12 protein-coding genes are annotated in these 19,960 nt (G+C 72.3%); 9 read left to right on the forward strand and 3 right to left on the reverse strand.

Annotated elements, in window-relative coordinates; all coding sequences use genetic code 11:
- Positions 1-2 precede the first annotated feature (2 nt).
- The 7 genes from ACIQRL_RS20215 to moeZ all read left to right on the forward strand — a co-directional run bounded on the left by ACIQRL_RS20215 (position 3) and on the right by moeZ (position 9,238).
- Entirely contained in the window at positions 3-1,001 is a 999-nt protein-coding gene (locus ACIQRL_RS20215) for an ABC transporter permease (protein ID WP_401333034.1), read from the forward strand.
- The gene (locus ACIQRL_RS20220; protein ID WP_401333036.1) at positions 998-2,836 is read left to right on the forward strand and encodes a dipeptide ABC transporter ATP-binding protein; all 1,839 of its coding nucleotides are present in this window, start codon (positions 998-1,000) and stop codon (positions 2,834-2,836) included. Before ACIQRL_RS20215 ends, ACIQRL_RS20220 begins: the two co-directional genes overlap by 4 nt.
- Before the next feature lie 210 nt (positions 2,837-3,046).
- Entirely contained in the window at positions 3,047-4,810 is a 1,764-nt protein-coding gene (locus ACIQRL_RS20225; RefSeq protein WP_401333392.1) for a DUF3492 domain-containing protein, read from the forward strand.
- Positions 4,807-6,051 carry a hypothetical protein gene (locus ACIQRL_RS20230; protein WP_401333038.1) on the forward strand — a complete coding sequence of 415 codons (1,245 nt, stop codon included), beginning with the start codon at positions 4,807-4,809 and terminating at the stop codon, positions 6,049-6,051. Before ACIQRL_RS20225 ends, ACIQRL_RS20230 begins: the two co-directional genes overlap by 4 nt.
- A gap of 245 nt (positions 6,052-6,296) precedes the next feature.
- Entirely contained in the window at positions 6,297-7,259 is a 963-nt protein-coding gene (locus ACIQRL_RS20235) for an NAD-dependent epimerase/dehydratase family protein (RefSeq protein WP_401333039.1), read from the forward strand.
- The gene (locus tag ACIQRL_RS20240; RefSeq protein ID WP_401333041.1) at positions 7,247-7,996 is read left to right on the forward strand and encodes a spherulation-specific family 4 protein; all 750 of its coding nucleotides are present in this window, start codon (positions 7,247-7,249) and stop codon (positions 7,994-7,996) included. Before ACIQRL_RS20235 ends, ACIQRL_RS20240 begins: the two co-directional genes overlap by 13 nt.
- 63 nt (positions 7,997-8,059) lie before the next feature.
- Positions 8,060-9,238: an adenylyltransferase/sulfurtransferase MoeZ gene (gene moeZ / locus ACIQRL_RS20245; RefSeq protein ID WP_401333043.1), complete on the forward strand. Its 1,179-nt coding sequence runs from the start codon at positions 8,060-8,062 to the stop codon at positions 9,236-9,238.
- 71 nt (positions 9,239-9,309) lie between these two features.
- Here the strand turns inward: moeZ and ACIQRL_RS20250 are convergent, their stop codons facing one another.
- From ACIQRL_RS20250 to ACIQRL_RS20260, 3 genes are all read right to left on the reverse strand, one after another.
- Positions 9,310-10,863 (reverse strand): alpha/beta hydrolase, encoded by a 1,554-nt coding sequence (locus ACIQRL_RS20250; RefSeq protein WP_401333044.1) that lies wholly within the window; start codon positions 10,861-10,863, stop codon positions 9,310-9,312.
- Between the two features lie 115 nt (positions 10,864-10,978).
- Positions 10,979-12,520 (reverse strand): alpha/beta hydrolase, encoded by a 1,542-nt coding sequence (locus ACIQRL_RS20255; protein WP_401333046.1) that lies wholly within the window; start codon positions 12,518-12,520, stop codon positions 10,979-10,981.
- 153 nt (positions 12,521-12,673) lie between these two features.
- Positions 12,674-15,553, reverse strand: a complete 2,880-nt coding sequence (locus tag ACIQRL_RS20260) for a lysylphosphatidylglycerol synthase domain-containing protein (protein ID WP_401333047.1) — start codon at positions 15,551-15,553, stop codon at positions 12,674-12,676.
- 185 nt (positions 15,554-15,738) lie between these two features.
- Here ACIQRL_RS20260 and ACIQRL_RS20265 point away from each other — a divergent pair, with 185 nt between their 5' ends.
- Together ACIQRL_RS20265 and ACIQRL_RS20270 are read left to right on the forward strand one after the other, a co-directional pair.
- The gene (locus ACIQRL_RS20265; RefSeq protein ID WP_401333049.1) at positions 15,739-16,104 is read left to right on the forward strand and encodes an MGMT family protein; all 366 of its coding nucleotides are present in this window, start codon (positions 15,739-15,741) and stop codon (positions 16,102-16,104) included.
- 248 nt (positions 16,105-16,352) lie between these two features.
- The gene (locus ACIQRL_RS20270; RefSeq protein WP_401333051.1) at positions 16,353-19,874 is read left to right on the forward strand and encodes a UvrD-helicase domain-containing protein; all 3,522 of its coding nucleotides are present in this window, start codon (positions 16,353-16,355) and stop codon (positions 19,872-19,874) included.
- Positions 19,875-19,960 lie beyond the last annotated feature (86 nt).

A 19,960-nucleotide genomic window follows, 5' to 3' on the forward strand; every position in this document is an offset into this window, starting at 1 on the left:
GCATGAGCGGCTTCGGCGGGTTCGTCCTGCGCCGTGCGCTGGGCACCGCGGTCACCCTGTTCGCCATCTCGGTGATCATCTACGTCGTCTTCTACGCCACCCCCGGCAACGTCGCCCAGATCACCTGCGGCCCGCGCTGCTCACCCCTCCAGGTGCGCCAGGTCGCCGAGCAACTGCATCTCGGTGACCGGCTGTACCTGCGCTACTGGCACTTCCTCGAGGGGATCCTCGTCGGCCAGGACTACTCGACGGGCACCTCCGTCCAGCACTGCCCGGCGCCCTGCCTCGGCCTGTCGTACCAGACCGACCAGCAGGTCACGCGGCTGATCCTCACGAAACTGCCGGTCAGCCTGTCGCTGGTGTTCGGTGCGATGGTCCTGTGGCTGGTTCTCGGCGTGGGCACCGGCGTGCTCTCCGCGTGGCGGCGCGGCCGGCTCAGTGAGCGGGTGCTGACCGGCGTCACCCTCGCCGGCACGGCGACGCCCGTCTTCGTCATCGGCCTGATCCTGATGATCGTCGTCTGCGGCCAGCTGGAACTGCTTCCCTTCCCGCAGTACGTGAACTTCTCCGACGACCCCGAACAGTGGGCGTGGAACCTGGTGCTCCCCTGGCTCTCGCTCGCCCTCGTCGAGGCCGCCGCGTTCGCCCGGCTGACCCGGGCCTCGATGCTGGAGACGCTCGCCGAGGACCACATCCGGACCTTCCGCGCCTACGGCGTGGGCGAGCGGTCGATCATCGGGCGGCACGCGGTCCGGGGCGCGCTCGCCTCGATCATCGCGCTGAACGCCAACACCTTCGGATCGGCGGTCGGTGGCGCGGTGCTCACCGAGACACTCTTCGGACTGCCCGGCATCGGTCACGAACTGGTGCACGCGGTGAACGTCGTCGACCTTCCCGTGGTCGTCGGCATGGTCCTGGTCATCGGCTTCTTCGTGGTCATCGCCAACGCCGTCGCGGACGTGCTCTACGCGGTGGCCGACCGACGGGTGGTACTGGCATGAGCGACTCCTCCCTGTCCGTTTCCTCCGCTCCGGCCCCTTCCGCGCTGGTCGAAGTGAGCGACCTCGTCGTCGACTTCGGGGACCTGCGCGCCGTCGACGGGCTCTCCTTCCGGCTGGAGAAGGGCGCCGCGCTGGGACTCGTCGGCGAGTCGGGTTCGGGCAAGTCCACGGTGGCGTCGGCCCTGCTGGCGCTGCACCGGGGCACCGGAGCGCACGTCGGCGGCACGGTCCGGGTGGCCGGGGTGGACGTCCAGCGGGCGTCCGACGACGAACTGCGCCGGCTGCGCGGCGCGAAGGCCGCCATGGTCTTCCAGGACCCGTTGTCGTCCCTCGACCCGTACTACGCGGTCGGCGACCAGATCGCCGAGGTGTACCGGGTGCACACCAAGGCGTCCCGGCGAGCGGCACGCGCGCGTGCCGTGCGGGTACTGGACCGCGTCGGCATCCCCGACGCGGCTCGCCGGTCCCGCTCGCGCCCGCACGAGTTCAGCGGCGGGATGCGCCAGCGCGCTCTCATCGCCATGGCCCTGGCCTGCGAACCCGAGCTCCTGATCGCCGACGAGCCGACCACGGCCCTCGACGTGACCGTCCAGGCCCAGATCCTCGACCTCCTGCACACCCTGCGGGAGGAGACCGGGACGGGGCTGCTGCTGGTCACCCATGACGTCGGGGTCGCGGCCGAGAGCGTCGACGAGATCCTGGTGATGCGTCACGGACGCGCGGTCGAGCACAGGCCGGTCGCGGCCGTCCTCGGCGCACCCCGGGAGCCGTACACCCGCGAACTCCTCCGCGCCGTCCCCCGCGTGGACACACCTCGCGTGGTCGAACGGGCCGGGCGCGAAAAGGCTGCCGGACCGGACACCGGCGCACGCCCCGGCGAGATCGGCGCCGGGCCGGAGGCAGGCGCACGGCCTGGCGAAGGCGCCGGACAGGCCGGAGGCGCCGGTCCCGTCGCGGGGACCGGCCCGGCCGGGGAAACCAGCCAGTTCGAGGGCGCCCGCTCGGACGACGTCGTCCTCGAAGCGGTCGGACTCCGGCGGGAGTTCGGACGCGGGAAGCGGCGGTTCGCGGCCGTCGACGACGTGTCGCTGAGTGTCCGCCGCGGCGAAACCCTCGGCATCGTCGGCGAGAGCGGCAGCGGGAAGACGACCCTCGGAAGGATGCTGGTCGGGCTCCTGGAGCCCACGGCCGGCGTGGTCCGCCACGAGGGGCGCGAACAGTCCGGCGTCCGCCCCTCGGTGCAGATGGTCTTCCAGGACCCGGTGTCCTCCCTCAACCCCCGGCGCAGCGTGGGCGAGTCCATCGCCGATCCGCTGCGGGCGCGCGGGATGGGGGTACCCCCGCTCGAGCGAAGCCGGGAGTGGGGGAGCAACGAGGGGCGCATCCGAGGGCGCGTACGGGAACTGATGGAGCGTGTGGGGCTCGAAGGGGCGCACTACGACCGCTACCCGCACGAGTTCAGCGGCGGACAGCGCCAGCGTGTCGGTATCGCGCGGGCCCTCGCCGCGGAGCCGCACGTCATCGTGTGCGACGAGCCGGTCTCCGCGCTCGACGTCACCACACAGGCCCAAGTGGTTTCCCTGCTCGGCGAGTTGCAGCGGGAACTCGGGCTCGCGCTGGTGTTCGTGGCGCACGATCTCGCGGTCGTACGCCAGGTCAGCGACCGGGTCGCGGTGATGCGGCGTGGCCGGATCGTCGAGTACGGTCCAGCCGACGAGGTCTACGGGAGCCCGCGGGACCCGTACACCCGGCAGCTCCTGGCCGCCGTACCGGCACTCGATCCGGAGATCGCGGCGCGGCGCCGCGCCGAGCGCAAGGAGCCGTCCCCGGCGTGAACCGAGGGCCCGAGGCCCGCGAAAACATGCCTGCTTGATCTCGTAGCGCGACGAAACGCCGCCTGCGCGGGAAAGTTACGACCGTTCACCCCTTTTGGTGGTGCGACGGACAACCGTCCGTCGCACCACCGCCTTGTCCGCATACGTTCGTCCCGCTGCGAGCCGCCGGGTCAACGGCGGCTCCTCATACGGGAGATCGGGGGTGTGCTCGTGCGCATCGGACTGCTGACGGAGGGTGGCTATCCGTATGTGAGCGGTGACGCCGGACTCTGGTGCGACCGGCTCGTCCGCGGGCTCGGGCAGCACGAGTTCGACATCTACGCGCTCAGCCGCACGGAGCGCCAGGAGGACCGGGGCTGGATCCAGCTTCCGCCCCAGGTCGGCCGCGTACGCACGGCGCCGTTGTGGACGGCGCACAGCGACGGGGTGGTGTACGGACGCCGGGCCCGGCGCCGGTTCGCCGAGGCGTACGGCGAACTGGCGGCGGCCGTGTGCGGAGGCCCGGAAGCCGCGGGCGCGGAAGTACCCGCTGAGGCCGCCGCCGGGGACCCGGCGGACGCCGTCGGCGCCGAGGCGGACCGTTTCGCCAACGCCTTGTACGGACTGGCCGAACTCGCCCGGGACGAGGGCGGACTGGTCGGCGCCCTGCGCTCCGAGAACGCGGTACGGGCCCTGGAGCGCGCCTGTCGCGCACCCGGAGCACTCCGTACGGCCCGCACCGCGCGCGTACCCGATCTGCTCACCGTCGCCGCGCACATCGAGCGCACCCTGCGCCCCCTCTCGCTGGACTGGTACGAGGACGACGCGCTCGGCTCGGCCGACCTCTGCCACGCCGCGGCCGGCGGAGCGGCGGCGCTGCCCGGCCTCCTCGCCCGGCACTTCCTCGGCGTCCCTCTGCTGGTCACCGAGTACGGCGTGCAGTTGCGCGCGCACTACCTGGCCGCCGCGACCCTCGAAGAGGCCCCCGCGGTCCGGGCGCTGCTCGCGGCGTTCCACGGCCGGCTCGCCGCCGAGGTCTACGGCGCGGCCGCGCTCATCACACCCGGCAACACCCACGCCCGCCGCTGGCAGGAGCGCTGCGGCGCCGACCGCGCCAAGCTGCGCACCGTCCACCCCGGCATGGAGGCCGCCCGCTTCGCCGACGTCGGGGAGGGCACGCGGGGCAGCCGGTGCGCGGACCCCGACACGCTGGTGTGGGTCGGCCGCGTCGAACCGGCCAAGGACCTGATCTCCCTGCTCCACTCCTTCGCCGAGATCCGCAAGGCAGAGCCGAAGACCCGGCTGCGGATCGTCGGCGCCCCCGCCGAGGGCCCGGACGGCACGAGCTATCTCGCCCACTGCAAGGCGCTGGCCGCACAGCTCTTCCCCGACGAGGCGGAGGGAGCGCACGCGGTCGGCGACAACCCGGTCTCCTTCGAGGAGATCGGCGGCCCGGAGATCCCGAGCCTCGCGGAGGCCTACGCCTGCGGAGCCCTGGTCGTCCTGTCCAGCGTCGTCGAGGGCTTCCCGGTCGGTCTCGTCGAGGCCATGCTCTGCGGCCGAGCCACCGTCTCCACGGACGTGGGCGCGGTCGTCGAGGTCATCGGCGGTACGGGGCTGGTGGTTCCGCCGCGCAATCCGCGGGCGCTCGCGGAGGCGTGCGTGGCACTGCTGCGTGACCCGGAGCGCCGTGAGCGTCTGGGCGCGGCCGCCCGCGCACGCGCCCTCGAACTCTTCACCGTCGAGCAGAACATCACGGCATTTCACGGCATTTACCTGGAGATCGTCTCGCACTCCCCGGTGCGTCGGGTCATCGTGGACGACGAGGGGGAACCGTTGCCCTTCGGCGTCCCCGCCGAGGCTCATGTGCCCGGTCGCTGGACCGAGCCCCGCCTCATGACCGCGGGCCGGCCGCGCTGGGCACAGGGGGCCCCGGTACGCGCCACCGCGTCCGTGTCCGCGCCGGTGCCCGTTTCCGTGGGGGAGGGCGCGTGACGATCGACAGCGCCGGACCGGGCGTCCCGAGCGGGCTCGACGGCCAGCGCGCCCCGGACCTGCCCACCGCACCGACGAGCCCCGGCACCAGGAACGAGCGCTCGGCACGCGACGGCGGTCCGCTCCGCGACGGCGACTCGGCACGCGACGGCTCCCCCGGTGCCCGCAGGGCCAGCGGGCACCGCGGCGCGGTGGACCCCGTGAAGGTGCTGATGCACCGGCATCGCGAGCTCTGCGAGCGGGCCGTGGACCCGCTGGAGATCGCGGCGGGGCTGGAGGCCCACGGGATGACCGACCGGACCGCCGCCCGCTTCCGGCACCGGGACGTCTTCTCGCTCGCCGAGGAGATGTACGCCCGCGCGGCACGCGAGGGGGAGTCCGCGCCCCGCACCGAGCCCCCGGGACGCCCCGGCACGCGCGCCTCCTGGGCGGCGCTCGCCCTCGTGCCGGGCGCCGTCGGCACGGCCGTCGTCGTCGGGCTGCGCCTCACCGACGGGCAGCCGCGTCTCGCCGTCGCGGCGTTCGGCGCCCTGGCCATGACGACCGGCCTGTGCCTCGCCCTCCGCCACGGCCCCCTCAGTACCCGGCACCGCACGACGAACGCCGCCCGCGCGTGGACCTGCTCGCTCATCGCGTACGCCCTCGCAGGCGACGGACTGCTGAGCGCCGGCCGGGACGGCGGCCCGGACGGTCCCTGGCCCCTGGCCACCGCGCCCGTGCTGGCCCTCTTTCTGGCCTGCGCCCCGGCGGCCTGGTGCGCCCACCTCTTCGCCGCCCGCGCCCGTCGCCGACTGAGCGCGAGCCGCGGCCTGGAGGAGTTCGCCACCGCCGTACGCCCGCTGCTCCTCGGGGCGTTCGCCCTGTACCTGTGCGCGCTGGGCGGACTGCTCGCACTGTGCGGAACGGCACTGGACGAGTCACCCGCCTACGCCGGAGCCGGCGCCCTCGGCGCACTGCTCCTGCTCGCGCGACTGCTGACGGCACGCGGCTTCACCCACGCCCCGGTCCGCGCCCTCGCCGGTGCGGGCGCGGCGGAGGCCACCGCCCTCGCCACGGTCTTCGCCGCGCGACTGCCCGGCTGCTCCTTCCTGGCCACCCCCGTCGACAGCCTGGTCGGGGCCGTGGGACCCGGCGCCGTACCGGCCCTGGCCTGCGGGGCGGGCGCCCTCGTCCTGCTCGTCCAGGCCACCCGCACCCTCACCCGCGCCTCCGCCCACGCCCTGCCCTGCGAGGCCCCATGAGCCGCGATCCGCGCCCCGGCGCACCAGGTCCGCAGGACCGGTGGCCCGAGCCCGCCCGAAACCGGCCCACGACGCCCCCACCGCCGTGAGCCCTCCCCGGCGTCCGGACAGCGTCCCGGATCCGGGCCCCCTCTCTCCCGCGGGGCCGACACCGCGGGCCCTCTTCACGACCTACGGCACCACCTCGAAGGAGACAGTCAGATGATCACCTCCCGAACCGGAGAATCCGCCCCGGGAGCTGCCCGATGAGGGTCCTGCTGATCGGAGCCAACGGCTACCTCGGCCGTTTCGTCGCCGACAGGCTGCTCGCCGACCCGGCCGTGCAGCTCACCGCCCTGGGCCGGGGCGACGACGCCGACGTCCGGTTCGACCTCGCCTCGGGCAGCCCCGGCGCACTCACCCGCTTCCTGGACGCGGTGCACCCCGGAGTCGTCATCAACTGCGCGGGCGCCACCCGCGGCGGCGCCCGCGAACTGACCCGGCACAACACCGTCGCCGTCGCCACCGTCTGCGAGGCCCTGCGCCGCAGCGGCTGCGGCGCCCGACTCGTCCAGATCGGCTGCGGCGCCGAGTACGGGCCCAGCCAGCCCGGCTCCTCCACCGCCGAGGACGCCATCCCGCGCCCGGGCGGCCCGTACGGAGTGAGCAAACTCGCCGCGACCGAACTCGTCCTCGGCTCCGGCCTGGACGCCGTCGTGCTCCGCGTCTTCTCGCCCGCGGGACCCGGCACCCCGGCCGGATCCCCGCTCGGCCGGCTCGCCGAAGCCCTGCGCCGTGCCATGCAGGCCAACGACGGCGAGCTCAAACTCGGCGGCCTCGGCGTCCAACGCGACTTCATCGACGTCCGCGATGTCGCCCGCGCCGTCCACGCAGCCTCCCTGTCCGCCGCACAGGGCGTGATCAACATCGGCTCGGGCCGTGCCGTACGCCTCCGCGACGCCACCGCCGTCCTCGCCCGCGTGGCCGGCTACAGCGGCACCCTGCACGAACTCGACGGCCCGCCCGGTCCGTCCATGCGGCCGTCCATCGGCCACCCCCGCCCCGAACCCGACCACGTGGCCCCGGTCGCGTACCCCTACCCGGACGGCTGCGGCAGCTGGCAGCAGGCCGATGTGCGCACCGCACGCGACCGGCTCGGCTGGCGGCCCCGGATCAACCTCGAGGAATCCCTCGCCGATATCTGGATGGAGGCGGCATGTCGTATCTGACCAGCACCGCGACCGGCAGCGCGAGCACCGACTTAGGACTCGGCTTCGGCATCCCCGGCTATGCGCACCCCCTCGTCGCTCCCGTCGAATGGGACGAACTCACCCGACCCGGCACCCCCTTGCACTGGGTCGTCCTGAACGTGGACAACGGTCCCGGCGCGAGACCCGACCCGCGCTGCCTGGAGGCCACGGGACGGCTGCGCAACGCGGGCGTCCGGGTGCTGGGACACCTCGACACCGCCCATGGAGCCCGCACCTTCGGCGACCTGACCTCCGACGCGCGCCGCTATCTCGACTGGTATCAGGCCGACGGGTTCATCCTCGACCGCTGTCCCACCGAACGCGCCGCGCTTCCCGGGATCCGCCGCACGGTCGGCACGCTCCGGGCACTGTGCGACGGCGCCCACATCGTGCTGGGCCACGGCACCCATCCGCACCCGGGCTACGCCGAGAACGCCGACCAGCTGGTGACCTTCTCGGGCCCCTGGACCGAATACCGCTGGTCCCAGGTCGCCGAGTGGACCGCCGACTATCCCCCCGAGCGCTTCTGCCACTTCGTGCACGGTGTGCCGCGCGGCCACCTGGACGAGGCACTGCGCGTCGCCCGCTGGCAGGGCGCGTCGACGATCTACTTCACCGACCGCTCGGATCACGGCGGGAGAGCCGACCCCTGGGAGACGATGCCCGGCTACTGGGACGAAATCGTCTCGCGGATCGGAACGGGTGTCTCGGAATGAAGAAGGGCGTGGCAGTGTTGCCGGGAGAACAACTGTAGTGATTGACCGACCAACGGAGTCCCCGTGTCGCTGCCACCCCTGGTCGAGCCAGCCTCTGAGCTCACCGTAGACGAGGTCCGCAGGTACTCCCGCCACCTGATCATCCCCGATGTGGGCATGGACGGGCAGAAGCGGCTGAAGAACGCCAAGGTGCTCTGTGTGGGCGCCGGCGGCCTCGGATCGCCGGCATTGATGTACCTGGCCGCGGCGGGCGTCGGGACGCTCGGCATCGTGGAGTTCGACGAGGTCGACGAGTCGAACCTGCAGCGCCAGATCATCCACAGCCAGGCGGACATCGGCCGTTCCAAGGCCGAGTCCGCACGCGATTCCGTGCTGGGCATCAACCCGTACGTGAACGTGGTCCTTCACGAAGTGCGGCTCGAGGCCGAGAACGTGATGGAGATCTTCAGCCAGTACGACCTGATCGTCGACGGCACGGACAACTTCGCGACCCGCTACCTGGTCAACGACGCGTGCGTGCTGCTCAACAAGCCGTACGTCTGGGGCTCGATCTACCGCTTCGACGGACAGGCCTCCGTCTTCTGGTCCGAGCACGGTCCCTGCTACCGCTGCCTCTACCCGGAGCCCCCGCCGCCGGGCATGGTCCCCTCCTGCGCCGAGGGCGGCGTCCTGGGCGTGCTGTGCGCGTCCATCGGCTCCATCCAGGTCAACGAGGCCATCAAGCTTCTCGCGGGCATCGGTGAGCCGCTCGTCGGCCGTCTGATGATCTACGACGCCCTGGAGATGCAGTACCGCCAGGTCAAGGTCCGCAAGGACCCGGACTGCGCGGTCTGCAGCGACCACCCCACCGTCACCGAGCTCATCGACTACGAGGCCTTCTGCGGCGTCGTGTCCGAGGAGGCGCAGGAGGCGGCCGCCGGCTCGACGATCACTCCCAAGCAGCTCAAGGAGTGGATCGACGAGGGCGAGAACATCGAGATCATCGACGTCCGTGAGATCAACGAGTACGAGATCGTCTCGATCCCCGGCGCGAAGCTGATCCCGAAGAACGAGTTCCTCATGGGCACCGCCCTGGAGACCCTGCCGCAGGACAAGAAGATCGTCCTGCACTGCAAGACGGGTGTCCGCAGCGCGGAGGTCCTCGCCGTCCTGAAGGCCGCCGGTTTCTCCGACGCGGTGCACGTCGGCGGCGGTGTGATCGGCTGGGTCCACCAGATCGAGCCCGAGAAGCCGGTGTACTGACCGACGGCTCGGCCCGCTCTTTCGACGGCGGGGGTTTCGCGGACCCGGTGTCCGCGAGGTCCCCGCCTTCGTCATGAGCAGACTTTGCCGTCCTTCGGCACCGTCCCGTCCAGCAGATAGCTGTTCACGGTCGAGTCGACACAGTCGCTCCCACTCCCGTAGGCGCCATGGCCCTCGCCCTTCCAGGTGAGCTCCACGCCCACGCCCTTGCCGAGCTCGTCCGCCATCCTGCGGGCGCCCTCGTAGGGTGTCGCCGGGTCCCCGGTGTTGCCGACGACCAGTACGGGTCCGGCTCCCGGCGCACTGACCTCGGGGTTGTCGTACTGACCGGCCACCGGCCAGTCGTGGCACCAGCCCGCCGTGTCCCAGCCCATGAAGTCCCCGAAGACGGGCGAGATCTTCTCGAACTCGGGCAGCCGCTTCCTCGTCTCCTCGGCAGTCGGCCGCTCCTTGTCGTCCAAGCACGATATGACCCGTTGGGAATGCGTCGTCGTGCCGTAGTGCCCCGAGGCGTCGCGTTCGTTGTAGCCGTCGGCGAGCGCCAGCAGGGCCGAACCGTCCCCGCCCTCGGCGTCCTTCAGGGCTTCGGTGAGGCGGGGCCAGCCCTCCTTGCTGTAGAGCGGCAGCACGATGCCGGTGAGGGCCAGCGTCTGGCCGAGCTCGCGCCCGCGCGTGGTGGGCAGGGGCTTCGCGTCGATCCGCTTCAGCAGGTCGGCGATCTTCCGGGAGCCCAGCTTCGGGTCCTGGCCGGTGGACCTGAGGTAGTCGTCCAGGGCGCGCTGGAAGCCCAGCGTCTGGTTCTTGGCGTGGCCCACGGTGTCGGCGCTCGGGTCGACGACCGCGTCCAGCACCAGGCGTCCCACGTTCTCCGGGAACAAGTGCGCGTACACACCGCCCAGTTCGGTGCCGTAGGAGATACCGAAGTAGTGCATCCGGCGGTCGCCGAGGACCTGGCGCATCAGATCCATGTCCCGGGCCGTGTCGGTCGTCGAGACATGGGACATCAGCTTCCCGGCGGCCTTCGCGCAGCCCTTGCCGAAGTCCGCCGCGTCCTTGAAGTACGCCGCTTCCTCGGCCGCGTCGTCCGGTGTGGCGTCCACCGACTCGGAGGCCTGGATCGCCTTGTCCCCCCGGCACCGCACGCCTTCACTGGCGGCCACCCCGCGCGGGTCCCAGCTCACCAGGTCGTAGCGGTCGTGGAGCGGGCCGACGACGCTCTCGTACGACGGCATCGTGGAGACGCCCGAGCCGCCGGGGCCACCGAAGTTGAACAGGAGCGAGCCGATGCGCCTGCCCTGACCGCCGGTCGCCTTCGAGCGGATGAGCGCCAGGCCGATCGTCGCGCCGCCCGGCTTCGCGTAGTCCAGCGGCACCTTGAGCGTCGCGCACTGCCAGCCGCTCCCGGGCGCGGGGGAGTCCGAAGTGCCTTTGCAGCGACCCCAGTCGAGCTTCTGCGAGGTGAGCGAGGCGGGCAGAGCCGAGGACCCGCCGGAAGTCGGCGCGGTGGCCGACGGCCCGTCACCGTTCTTCCCCTCGTCCTTGGTGCCGGCCGACGAGCCCCCGCCGCAGCCGGCCAGCATCAACGCGGCGGCGGCCGCGGCCGTCCACCGTGCGAAACGTGTCATGAGTGTCCCCCTCGCCCGTGGTCCGCCCGAAGTCGCGGATCACATGCAGGCCATAGTAGGCGCCCGCCGCCGACCGCCGTCGAGGCCTGTGGATAACGCTCTGACCTGCGACTTTCTAGGAACAAACGGTGCCGGCCGATGGCACGGTGCCCTGCAGCAGATAGGCGTTCACCGCGCCTTGCACGCACTTGTTCTTGCTGTCGTACGCCCCGTGCCCCTGACCCTTGTAGGTCAGCTCGACCCCGACACCCTTGCCGAGCGCGTTCACCATCGCCCGAGCGCCCTCGTACGGTGTGGCGGGGTCGCCGGTGTTGCCGACGACGAGGATCGGTGCCGCGCCGGGAGCGCTGACGTCCGGGTGCTCGGCGGCTCCCGGCACGGCCCAGTCGGTGCAACTGACCATGCCCCAGGCCAGATAGTCGCCGAACAGCGGGGAGGCGGCCCGGAACTCCGGAACCTTCGACTGCACGTAGTCCGCGGTGTAACGCGGCTTGTCGTCGGCGCAGTTGATGGAGATGTTCGCGGGGGTGATGTTGCTGTACTGGCCGTTCTCGCTGCGCCCGTTCAGCGAGTCCGACAGCAGCATCAGCACCTTGCCGTCGCCGTCGTACGCCTGCTGAAGTCCTTCCGTCAGGTACTGCCAGAAGTCCTTGGAGTACAGCGACTGCGCGATACCGCTGGTCGCGGCGGTCTGGGTGAGCTGACGCGGGAAGACGCCCGGGATCGGCTTCGCTTCCAGGTCCTTCAGCAGTTTGGCGATGCGGTCCTTGACGTCCTGCGGGGTGTCACCGATGGGGCAGCCCTCGGCCTTCGAAGTGCAGTCCTCGGCGAAGTTGTCCAGTGCGAGCTGGAAGCCCTTGGCCTGCCCGAGGGAGCTCTGTTCCAGGTTCTGCGTCGGGTCCACCACTCCGTCGAAGACCGCGCGGCCCACGTTCTTGGGGAACAAGTGGGCGTAGACGCCGCCCAGTTCTGTGCCGTAGGAGATGCCGAAGTAGTGCAGCTTGTCGTCGCCGAGCACCTGCCGCATCAGGTCCATGTCGCGAGCCGCGTCCGTCGTGCGCACATGGGGGAGGACCTTGCCGGAGTTCTTCTCGCACGCCGCGTTGAACGTCCTGGTGTTCCGCAGGAGTTCCTGCTGTTCGGCGGCGTCGTCCGGAGTGCCGTCCTGCTGGAAGAACCTGTCGAGCTGCTGGTCGTTCTCGCACTTCACCCCCGCGCTGCGGCCGACGCCGCGCGGGTCGAAACTCACCAGGTCGTAGCGGGTGCGCAGGGTCGCATAGTCCTGTCCGAAGGCGGGCAGGGTGGTGACGCCCGAGCCGCCGGGACCGCCGAAGTTGAAGACGAGCGAGCCGATGCGCTTGCCCGGGCCGCCGGCCTTCGCCCGGATCAGCGCGAGCCCGATCGTGTCGCCCTTGGGCCGGGACCAGTCGAGGGGCACCTTCAAGGTCGCGCACTGCCACTCCGTACCGCCGGGCAGAGGCGAGGGGGCGCTGCCACCGCCCTCTGCCTCGGACGGTGCCGGGCACGCCTTCCAGTTCAGCTTCTGTGCTGTCAGATCCTCGCCCTTGGAGTCACCGCTGCAGCCGGACACCCACGAGGTCAGCAGGACGGCGGTGACGGCCAGGGCGGCGGCGCGCCGCTGGGGCGGGTTCGGCATGTTCCCCATCCTGCGGGCGGGCGAGGCGGGGCGCTCGGGGCACGAGCCGTGTGGGTGAGGAGACACGGGTCCGCACCCGGTGGGCGGAGGGCATGGACGGGACCGTCCGTACGCGGCTGGGCCGAGGCGTACGGGACGGTCCCCGCGCGGACCCTAGAGCGCGCCCTTGCGTGTCAGATGGTTGAAGAACAGCCAGCCCGGAAGGACCGGGATCCACAGGGTCAGCAGCCGGTACAGGAGCACCGCGGGCGCCGCGACCTCCTTGGGGAGGCCGATGGCGATCAGGCCGACGGTGAGGGTCGCCTCGACCGCGCCGACACCGCCCGGGGTCGGCGCCGCCGAACCCAGCGCGTTTCCGGCGAGGAAGACGACGGCGACACTGGCGAGGCTGAGCGAGGTCGTCTCCTCGTGGCCGAACGCGCGGATCGACGCGTCCAGGCACATCACGAAGCAGGCCGTCAGCAGCAGCATGCCGCCGATGCCGGTGACCAGCTTCTGCGGCCGCTGCAGCACGTCGAGCATGCGCGGGACGACGCCCGCGAACAGCGACCGCACGCGCGTGGAGACGAACTTGCGCAGCAGCGGCACCGACGTCACCACGAGGATGAACACCGCGACCGTCAGCAGACCCGCGATGACCGTCCGGGACGGCGACAGGGACGGTGTCTTCTCCGTACCGGTCAGATAGCCGAAGGACAGCAGCATCAGGATGTGGCAGCCGAGCCCGAACAGCTGCGACGCGCCGACACTCGCCACCGCGAGTCCCGGCCGCACCCCGGCACGCTGCAGGAAGCGTGTGTTGAGGGCGACGCCGCCGACCGCGGCGGGTGCCACGATCTTCACGAACGAGCCGGCGACCTGCGCCGCCGCGGTCCGCAGGAACGGCACCCGCTCGGGCACGAAGCCGAGCAGGCTCATCGCCGCCGCGAAGTAGCTCAGCGCGGAGAAGAGCACGGCCGCCGCGACCCAGCCCCACTCGGCGTTGTCGAAGAGGGTCCCGAACTGGATGTGGGTGAGCTGCGTCAGCAGGAAGTACGCGCCGATCGCTCCGGCGAAGACACTGATCAGCGTGCGGGGCTTGACCCGCTCCAGACGGGCCGGCTCGACGGGCGCCTGCGGCCTGATCAGCAGGACCTGGTGGCGGATCTGGGTGAGCAGATCCTCCTCGCGCGCCTCGTCCAGGGCCTCGTCGAGGGCCCGCTTCTCGGCGCGCTGCTCGGCGCGCACGGCCTTCTTCCCGGGCCTCTCCGGAACGGGTACGGCGGCTTCCGAGGCTTCCTCGGCCGCCGCCTCGGCGCGGGCGAGCCTGGCCTGCCGTGAGGCCTCCAGTACCGCCTCGCGTTCGCGCTGCGAGCGCTCCCGGGCGAGTTTGCGCAGCGTCGCGCGCGTGGTGCGCGTCAACGCGATCGGCTGGAGCATGGGCAGGCAGTCCGCGACGGCGTCCGGGCCGAGCACGCCGACCGCCGACGCCACCGCGCGCTCGGCGCCCACACGGAGCCCGAGGGTGGTCACCAGCTGGGCGATGTCCATGCGCAGCAGCAGATCGCCCGCCGCGATCTCGCCGCCCCGCAGATCGGTGAGGATCACAGTGCCGGAACGATCCACCAGAATCGCGTCGCCCGCGAGCCGGCGGTGCGCGATGCGCCGTGACTGCAGCGCCTGCACCTGGTGCCAGGTGTCGCGCAGCAGGTCGTCGGTGATCAGCTCGTCGGGCAGCGAGTCGAGGGTGTGACCGCCGGTGTGCTCGTAGACGAGCATCACGGCGTCCGGGCCCAGCTCGGAGGTCGCGATCAGCTTGGGCGCGTTGGCGCCGGCCGCGATGGCCGCGTACGCGAGGAGGGCTTCCTGCTCCAGGGCCTGGCGCAGTGACTGGAGGCTGCGGCGCGTGGTGATGCCGCGCAGCGTCAGACGGCGCCAGACGCGGTAGAAGAAGCCCTGCGCCTGCTGCTCACGGTCGACGACCGTGACGTCCAGCGGGGGGCCGTCCTCCAGGGTGACGAAGTAGCGCCGGCCGCGGTCGCCGCTCTCCGTGGTCTCCGGCACCTCCTCGCGGGCCGCGCTGACCGGGTGGAAGCCGACGTGCCGAAGGCCCGCCATCAGTGTGCGTCCGGTCGGCCGCACGTTCGGTGAGCCGACCGCGTACAGCGTCCCGTAGGCGACGGTCCAGCCGATCAGCACCGTCAGGATGATCGAGAACGGGGTCGTGTAGCCGGTCACCAGCATGGAGAAGGCGTCGAGGAGCAGTACGACCCAGAGCACCCCGCGCCAGCGAGGTCTGCGGGACATGCCGACGGCCGTCATATAGGCGATGACCGGTGCGAGATAGCCGTGGACCGGGTCGGTGAGGGCGTGGATGTCGCCCGGAGAGGGCTGGGTGAGCGCCTCCTGGATGGATCCCGGGGCGCCCTTCGCGACCCAGAGGTCCGTGGCCAGCGTCACTCCGTGCGCGAGGACCGCGGCGAGGACGCCGTCGGCGATGCGCAGCCCGTCGCGTTTGATCAGCCGCTCGATGGCGAAAGCGACCGGCACCAGGAGGATCGCGATGCTCGACGCCAGCCCGGCGATCTTGATCAGCAGGTCGGGTGCCTGCCCCGTGCCCTTGTTGATGTCCTGTTCGAGGCCCGAGGTGGTGCCGTGCGCGAACGCGGCGATGGCGAGCAGCACCACGATCGCGAGCACGCCCACCAGGAGCCGCATCAGGTCGGACGGGCGGTGCACGCGCGCGGGGAGCAGCGGTTCGTCGCCTTCGACCTCGTCGGCATGGACCTCGTCGGCGCAGTCGGCGTCCCGCTCGGCCTGCCGCTCCTCGTCCCCGTGGGCCCGGGCGGGGGCTTCGTGGGCCTCAGGAGAGGTGTCCCGGGCCTCGCCGGAGCCGGTCCCGCTCGCCTTCGCGGAGGCGGACTCGCGCGTGACGGAGGAGGATCCGTCAGCCCGGTCGTCCGTTTCCTTCTCGCCGACGCCGCCGGTGTCCGGGCGTGACGAGGCAGCGGAGGTGCCCTCCGCGTCTTCGGGGTGCACGCCCTGCTGCCTCATGGTCTCTTCTTGATCTCGTATCACCAGTCACCGCCCGCACGATGGTGGCATGCCCGACCGACACACGGGGGCATCAGGGTGCAAATGCGGGGCGCGCAATCTGCTACAAGCGTCACTCCGTGGCGGGGAATATGCACAGCCGCCGCCGCGGCACGTTGTCGGTGGGGTGGGGCAGGATGGGGCGGATGAGCGAGGAGAGCCTTCCGGTGGACGCCCTGCCGGAGTACGCGGAGCGGGTCCTCGACGTCGCCGAGCTGATCCCGCCCGGCCGCGTCCTGACGTACGGCGACATCGCCGAATGGCTGGAAGAGGGCGGGCCGCGCCAGGTGGGCCGGGTGCTGGCCCTCTACGGAGGAGCGGTTCCGTGGTGGCGTGTCATACGCGCCGACGGTGTGCTGCTCCCCGGCCACGAACTCGACGCCCTGGCCCACTACCGCGCCGAGGGAACGCCTCTCAAGGAAGCGAGCCGGGCCTCCGAGGGGCATCTGCCGCGCGTCGACATGAGACGGGCCCGGTGGGACGGCGGCGAACGCGCGGAAGGTCACACCTGACAGCTTCGGGCATTCACGGGGCCGAGGGGGAAACTGAGGCCCGTACGAGGGAAACGAGGCACATCCGTGACATGCCGTACGTTCGTGAAGGACGGGACACACGTGGCGTGAGGGAAGAATCGGAAGCCCTCCTTCCGCGAACCGCACCGGCGTAGCGTCGTCGGCACGCGTCCCTCTCACCCCGCGGTCACCGCCCTCCACGTGCGGCAGTCCGCCAACCAGTACGACCACCAGGACCGGCGAACCACGTGAGCTCCACTTCTTCCACCAGGCGCCTGACGCACCCATCGGTGCGCCAGGGGGCCCGCGGTGCGTACCGGCTGGTGCGCACCCTGCCGGCCCGGGTGGATCCCCCTCGTCTTGACGCAGGACAGCGCGCGGTGGTTGACCACGGGAGCGGCCCGCTGCTCGTGCTCGCGGGTCCCGGTACGGGCAAGACGACCACGCTCGTCGAATCCGTGGCCGCCCGGATCGAACGGGGCGGCGACCCGGAACGCGTCCTGGTGCTCACGTTCAGCCGCAAGGCGGCCGTCGAACTGCGCGACCGCATGGCGCTGCGCATCGGCGCCGCCCGCGCGCCCAGGGCCACCACGTTCCACTCCTTCTGCTACGCCCTGATCCGCGCCCACCAGGACAGCGACCTGTTCGTGGAGCCCCTGCGGCTGCTGTCCGGCCCCGAGCAGGACGTCGCCGTGCGCGAGCTGCTCGCGGGCCAGCCCGACCTGGAGCGGCTGGGCCTCGCCCATGTGCGCTGGCCGGACGAGCTGCGCGCCTGCCTGACCACGCGCGGCTTCGCCGACGAGGTCCGCGCGGTCCTCGCCCGCAGCCGGGAGCTCGGGCTCGGCCCCGACGCCCTGGAGGCCTTCGCCCGCCGCATCGGCCGCCCGGACTGGGGCGCGGCGGCCGCCTTCCTCGCCGAGTACCTCGACGTCCTCGACATGCAGGGAGTCCTCGACTACGCGGAACTGGTCCACCGCGCGGTGCTCCTCGTCCGGCGTCCCGAGGTGGCCGAGCGGCTCATGGCGCAGTACGACGCCGTCTACGTGGACGAGTACCAGGACACCGACCCCGCGCAGGTGCGGCTGCTGCGCGGCCTCGCCGGCGGCGGGCGCACCCTCGTCGCCTTCGGCGACCCCGACCAGTCGATCTACGCCTTCCGCGGCGCCGACGTGAACGGCATCCTGGACTTCCCCGAGACCTTCCCGCGCGCGGACGGCGGTCCGGCTCCGGTCGAGGTCCTCGGGACGTCCCGCCGCTCGGGCGCCGACCTGCTGGCCGCCACCCGCCGGCTCACCCAGCGCATGCCGCTGACCCGCCTGCCCGCGCGGAAGGTGCGCGCCCACCGCGAGCTGTCCGCGGTACGGGACGGGGGACACGTCGAGGTCTACACGTACCCGACGTCCGGCACGGAGCTCGACAACATCGCGGACATCCTGCGCCGCGCCCACCTGGAGGACGGTGTCCCCTGGGGGGAGATGGCCGTCCTGGTGCGCGCCGGTTCCCGGACGATCCCCACGATCCGGCGGGCGCTCACCTCGGCCGGTGTGCCCCTCGACATCGACGGCGACGATCTGCCCCTGCGGCACGAACCCGCCGTCGCGCCGCTGCTGACCGCGCTGCGGGCGGTGGCCCGGGCGGAGTCGGCGACCGGTACGGACGGGCTGTCCGGTGCCGGCGCCGCCCCGCGCACCGGCGCCCACCCGCCTGCCGTGACCGATCCGAGTGCCGAGACCGGCCCGAGCGAGGGCACCGGTCCGGATGGGGACACCGGCCCGCGCGAGGGCACTGGTCCGGATGAGGACCCCGGCCCGCACGAGGGCACCGGCCCGCGCGAGGGCACTGGTCCGGATGAGGACCCCGGCCCGCACGAGGGCACCGCCGACGTCCGCGTCGCGTCCTGGCTCGACACCGAGACCGCGCTCACCCTCCTCGCCTCGCCCCTCGCGAGCATGGACGCCGCCGACCTGCGGCGCCTGGGGCGGGCGCTGCGCGAGGAGGAGCGCGCAGGCGGAAACCTCGTACCGCCGCCGTCCGATGTCCTGCTCGCCCGCGCGCTGGCCGAGCCGGAGCGGCTCGTCGCGCACGATCCCGCGTACGCCCGAGGGGCCCAGCGCCTCGGCGCGCTGCTGCGCAGGGCGCGTGAGCGTCTCGCGGGCGGCGGGACGGCCGAGGAGGCCCTCTGGGAACTCTGGGACGGCACACCGTGGCCGCAGCGCCTGGAGCGGGCCGCCCGGCGCGGCGGCGCGGCCGGACGCAACGCCGACCGGGACCTCGACGCCGTCTGCGCGCTGTTCGCGACCGCCGGACGCGCGGAGGAGCGCACCGGAGGCCGTGGCGCGCTGAACTTCCTCGAGGAGATCGACGCCGAGGACATCGCGGCCGACACGCTCACCCGCAGGGCCGTCCGCCCCGACGCCGTCCGCCTGATGACGGCACACCGCTCCAAGGGACTGGAGTGGCGCCTCGTCGTCGTCGCGGGCGTCCAGGAGGGACTGTGGCCGGATCTGCGCCGCCGCGGTTCCCTGCTGGAGGCCGACCGCATCGGGCGGGACGGGCTCGCCGAACCCCTCACACCCGGGGCACTCCTCTCCGAAGAACGCCGGCTGTTCTACGTGGCCGCCACGCGCGCGCGGGAACGGCTCGTCGTGACCGCGGTGAAGGCGCCGGCCGACGACGGCGACCAGCCCTCCCGCTTCCTCACCGAACTCGGCGTCGAACCCAAGGACGTGACCGGCCGCCCGCGCCGCCCCCTCGCCGTCGCCCCGCTGGTCGCCGAGCTGCGAGCCACCACGGTCGACCCGCGCGTCTCGGAGGGCCTCAGACAGGCCGCAGCCCGCCGCCTCGCCCGGCTCGCCGCGCTCGCCGACGAGGACGGCCGCCCGCTGGTCCCCTCCGCCCACCCCTATCGCTGGTGGGGCATGTACGAGCCGACGGAGAGCAAGGTCCCGCTGCGCGACCGCGACCAGCCCGTCGTGCTCTCCGGCAGCGCCCTCGACCAACTCGCCAACACCTGCGCCCTGCAGTGGTTCCTGGGGCGGGAGGTGAAGGCCGACGCGCCCGCGACGGCCGCCCAGGGCTTCGGCAACGTGGTGCACGTCCTTGCCGACGAGGTCGCGTCCGGCCGTACCCCCGCCGACCTCGACGTCCTCATGGAACGCCTCGACTCCGTGTGGAACGCGCTCGCCTTCGACGCGCCCTGGAAGTCCGCGCAGGAGAAGGAGCACGCGCGCGTGGCGCTCGAACGCTTCCTGAAGTGGCACGTCATGGACCGCACCGGCCGTACGCCGGTGGCCAGCGAGCACGACTTCGACGTGACCCTGGAAGCGGGCTCCTACGAAGTACGCATCCGCGGCTCGATGGACCGCGTCGAGGCCGACACCGAGGGCCGCGCCTACGTGGTCGACTTCAAGACCGGCAAGCAGGCGCCGAGCGCCGCCGAAGTGACGCACCACCCGCAGCTCGCCGTCTACCAGCTCGCCGTCGGCGAGGGCGCGGTCGACGACGTCTTCGACGGCGTACGACCCGAAGCGGGCGGTGCCGAACTGGTCCAGCTCCGCCAGGGCGCCGCCAAGAAGAACGGCGGCGAGACCCTGCCCAAGGTGCAGGCGCAGGAGCCGCTGGAGGGCGAATGGGTCGGCGACCTGCTGGCGAACGCCGCCGGCAAGGTCCTCGACGAACGGTTCTCGCCGACAACGGGACAACACTGCACGCATTGCTCCTTCCGGGCATCCTGCAGCGCCCGGCCGGAGGGACAACAGGTGGTCGAGTGACGGGTCCCGCGGCGGCGCGGGGCGGGGTCGGACACCGAGTCGTCCGACGCTCGCCAGGTCGCCGGTCCGGGCGGGTCCGGGGCCGT

Origin of the sequence: Streptomyces sp. NPDC091209, assembly GCF_044757755.1 — a bacterium.
Lineage (GTDB): Bacteria > Actinomycetota > Actinomycetes > Streptomycetales > Streptomycetaceae > Streptomyces.

Excerpts from the sequence above, each read along its gene's own strand:
- ACIQRL_RS20220 (WP_401333036.1), top strand. The coding sequence starts at position 998 with ATGAGCGACTCCTCCCTGTCCGTTTCCTCCGCTCCGGCCCCTTCCGCG.
- ACIQRL_RS20240 (WP_401333041.1), top strand. The coding sequence starts at position 7,247 with ATGTCGTATCTGACCAGCACCGCGACCGGCAGCGCGAGCACCGACTTA.
- ACIQRL_RS20215 (WP_401333034.1), top strand. The coding sequence starts at position 3 with ATGAGCGGCTTCGGCGGGTTCGTCCTGCGCCGTGCGCTGGGCACCGCG.
- ACIQRL_RS20265 (WP_401333049.1), top strand. The coding sequence starts at position 15,739 with ATGAGCGAGGAGAGCCTTCCGGTGGACGCCCTGCCGGAGTACGCGGAG.
- ACIQRL_RS20235 (WP_401333039.1), top strand. The coding sequence starts at position 6,297 with ATGAGGGTCCTGCTGATCGGAGCCAACGGCTACCTCGGCCGTTTCGTC.
- ACIQRL_RS20260 (WP_401333047.1), bottom strand. The coding sequence starts at position 15,553 with ATGAGGCAGCAGGGCGTGCACCCCGAAGACGCGGAGGGCACCTCCGCT.
- ACIQRL_RS20250 (WP_401333044.1), bottom strand. The coding sequence starts at position 10,863 with ATGACACGTTTCGCACGGTGGACGGCCGCGGCCGCCGCCGCGTTGATG.
- ACIQRL_RS20255 (WP_401333046.1), bottom strand. The coding sequence starts at position 12,520 with ATGCCGAACCCGCCCCAGCGGCGCGCCGCCGCCCTGGCCGTCACCGCC.